General features: G+C 69.5%; 3 protein-coding genes and 1 pseudogene. 2 read left to right on the forward strand and 2 right to left on the reverse strand.

Translation table 11 applies throughout. The annotated features are described in order from the left end of the window. Positions 1–108: pseudogene (locus ACFWF3_RS30380) on the reverse strand (TetR/AcrR family transcriptional regulator); the annotation flags it as partial. Continuing rightward, the gene (locus ACFWF3_RS30385) at positions 108–464 is read right to left on the reverse strand and encodes an SPW repeat protein (protein ID WP_379317109.1); all 357 of its coding nucleotides are present in this window, start codon (positions 462–464) and stop codon (positions 108–110) included. The gene ACFWF3_RS30385 and the pseudogene ACFWF3_RS30380, both read right to left, overlap by 1 nt. A 217-nt stretch (positions 465–681) precedes the next feature. Between ACFWF3_RS30385 and ACFWF3_RS30390 the strand changes: the two genes are divergently transcribed. Together ACFWF3_RS30390 and ACFWF3_RS30395 are read left to right on the forward strand one after the other, a co-directional pair. Next, positions 682–1,881: an NAD(P)/FAD-dependent oxidoreductase gene (locus ACFWF3_RS30390; RefSeq protein WP_379317111.1), complete on the forward strand. Its 1,200-nt coding sequence runs from the start codon at positions 682–684 to the stop codon at positions 1,879–1,881. A gap of 66 nt (positions 1,882–1,947) precedes the next feature. Then, the gene (locus ACFWF3_RS30395; RefSeq protein WP_378990886.1) at positions 1,948–2,712 is read left to right on the forward strand and encodes a glutamate racemase; all 765 of its coding nucleotides are present in this window, start codon (positions 1,948–1,950) and stop codon (positions 2,710–2,712) included. Positions 2,713–2,998 lie beyond the last annotated feature (286 nt).

The following is a 2,998-nucleotide window of genomic DNA, read 5'->3' on the forward strand; positions in this document are numbered from 1 at the left end:
CGCGTCGAATCCCTGCGCGGCGAACAGGGTCTCGGCGGCATCCAGGATGAGTTGCCGGGCGTCGCCATCGCGTTTCGCGTTGCGGCGCCCGACTCGTCGGCCCGGCATCAGTGATGTGGAGCCATGTTGTGCAGGCGCTGGTTCATGGCAGGCAGCGCGGCGACCGCCACCACCGCCGTCACCACTCCGACCACCCATGCGGTCCAGGACGCGCCGCGGAACGCGGTGAAGTCCATGGCCCACGGCGAGATGAACAACAGCACGCCGAACACGCCCATCGCGTAGTCCGCGACCGTCAGATCGTCCCTGGCCATCTGGATCAGACCGGTCGCGGCGATGAGTACGCCGAGCACGATCAGGGTCCAGCGGGCGTTGTCGTTGGTGTCGAGCCACAGGGGCGACAGTGCGGTGAATGCGCCGAGCACAACGGCCAGAAAGTCCTGTGCGCGACTGTTGGTGAACATGGGAAATGCCTCCTCGTTGAGACGAAAATACCTCTGACCTCGGTCTACTCCTGATTGACCGCCCGGTCGACATCGGAAGCGGCACGGTTGTGTTGCGACGTGGGTGTCACAGGTGACCCGGCGCACTGGTACAAACATCTGGGGGCCGTAGTGGTCCGCGACACAGCAGAAACATGGCACGAGCGGTCAGCGACCGAGCATGCCGAGAGGACACAATATGAGCGCGCCCATCGTGATCGTCGGAGCGGGTCTGGCAGGCCTGCGCACGGCCGAGGAACTGCGCCGGGCCGGATATGAGGGCGGTGTGCTGCTGCTCGGCGACGAGACGCGCGCGCCGTACGACCGCCCGCCGCTGTCTAAGCAGTTCGTGCGCGGCGAGACCGACGACACCACCCTTCGCCCGCCGGAGTTCTTCGCGGACAAGAACATCGAGCTGCGCCTCGGTACCGCCGTCACCGGTGTCGACACCGCCGCGCGCACCGTCACCCTGGCCGACGGCGCCACCATCGCCTACGACCAGCTGATCATCGCGACCGGTCTGCGCCCCCGCAGGCTCCCCGGTCTTCCCCAGGTCGGGGGCGTACATGTGCTGCGTGCCCATGAGGACGCCGAATCCCTGCGCGCCGAACTGGACGGTGCGAACCGGGCATTGATCATCGGCGCCGGTTTCATCGGCTGCGAACTCGCCGCCAGCTTCCGCGCCGCCGGAGTCGAGGTCAGCCTCGTCGAACCCCAGCCGACCCCGCTGGCCTCGGTCCTGGGCGAGCAGATCGGTGGCCTGGTGGCGCGCCTGCATCGCGACGAAGGCGTCGACCTGCGCTGTGGTGTCGGCGTCGACACCCTGCGCGCCGACGATTCCGGCCGGGTGTGTGGCGCGGTCCTCACCGACGGCACCGACATCGACGCCGACCTGGTCGTGGTCGGCGTGGGCTCGGTCCCCGTCACCGACTGGTTGGCCGACTCCGGTATCGAGCTGGCCGACAGGTCTGCGGGCGGTGGCGTGCTCGCCGACGAGGTCGGCCGTACCTCCGCCGACGCCGTCTGGGCGGTCGGTGATGTCGCCGCCTGGCAGCACGACTCCGGCGTCCGCAAGCGGGTCGAACACTGGACGAGCGCCGGTGAGCAGGCAAAATTGCTGGTCACCGCCCTCCTCGGCGGTACTCCGCCCACCATGGCCCGCGTCCCGTACTTCTGGAGCGACCAGTACGACATCAAGATCCAGGCCCTCGGCACCCCCTCGGCCGGCGACGACGTCACCGTGGTCACCGACGACGGCCGCAAGTTCCTCGCCTACTACTCCCGCGACGGCATCCTCACGGCCGTGCTCGGTGCGGGCCTGACCAGCCAGGTGATGAAACTGCGCGCCAAACTGGCCACCCCCACCCCGGTGGCGGACCTCCTCGCCGCGGCAGGCTGAGCCCGCCCGGGCCGGTGCGTACATGGTCGCGATCGGCCGGGCTCGCCGCTGTAATACGGTGTAGCGGTGATCGTCGCGCTCATCGATTCCGGCCTCGGCCTGTTGCCTACGGCTTCGTGGTTGCGCAAGCTGCGGCCCGACGTCGACTTGCTGCTGCTGCTCGACCCCGATGGTGCGCCCTGGGGGCCCAAGCCGGAGCAGTGGGTGGTCGAGCGGGTCGTCGGCACGGCACGGCAGGCGATCGAGGCGGGGGCCGAGGTGATCGTGCTGCCGTGCAATACCGCCAGCGTCACCGCGTTGGCGCATGTGCGGGCGGAGGTGGGGGATTCGGTGCCGGTGATCGGCACGGTCCCCGCGATCAAACCTGCTGCCGCACAATGTAATTCGGTGGCCGTGTGGGCGACGGCGGCGACCACTGCCAGCCGCTACCAGGCCGATCTGATCGCCAGGTTCGGCGGTGACGCGAAGGTGGTCGGAGTCGCCTGCCACGGCCTGGCCGATGCGATCGACCGCGGTGACATCGTGGCGATCCGTGAGTCGATCGCCGACTCGGCCGCGCGCACCCCGGCCGACGTCGAGGGCGTTGTCCTCGGCTGCACCCACTACCCGCTGGTCATCGACGCCATCATCGCCGCACTGCCCGACGGAGTGCGCCTGTTCGACAGCGCCCAAGCCGTCGCCGCCCAGACCGTGCGCAAGATGGACGAACTCGGCCGCCCCACCACCGGCTCCGGCACCGTCACCGTCCGCACGAGCGGTCGGCCGGGCGAGTTGCCCTCCGGTGCGGCGACATTCGAGTCGGGCCGCCTCCTCGGCGCACTACCGGCCTGATCGGACGACGGGGAGCCTGCTCCGGCATGTCACCGCACCAGTGTTGAATGCGGAGGGAATCCGCCGACCCGGAGGTGCGTGTGTCCGAGCTTCCCACCGCTGCACAGGTGCGTAAGGCCCTCGCCGACCTGGCGAACCCCACTGACGCGCATCACCTGCAACGCTTCTTCAAGACCGGCCCCGGCGAATACGGCGAGGGCGACATCTGGCCGTCGCCCGTGAGGCGCTGGCCGTGGAGCCCGCGGGGATCCGGGACCGGGTCGAGCTGCGGGAGGGGGACGGGCGC

It is taken from the genome of Nocardia sp. NPDC060220 (assembly GCF_042727815.1).
GTDB lineage: Bacteria > Actinomycetota > Actinomycetes > Mycobacteriales > Mycobacteriaceae > Nocardia.

What these genes read in the sequence shown, in the direction of transcription:
- ACFWF3_RS30385 (WP_379317109.1), bottom strand. Translation starts at nt 464, where the DNA reads ATGTTCACCAACAGTCGCGCACAGGACTTTCTGGCCGTTGTGCTCGGC.
- ACFWF3_RS30390 (WP_379317111.1), top strand. Translation starts at nt 682, where the DNA reads ATGAGCGCGCCCATCGTGATCGTCGGAGCGGGTCTGGCAGGCCTGCGC.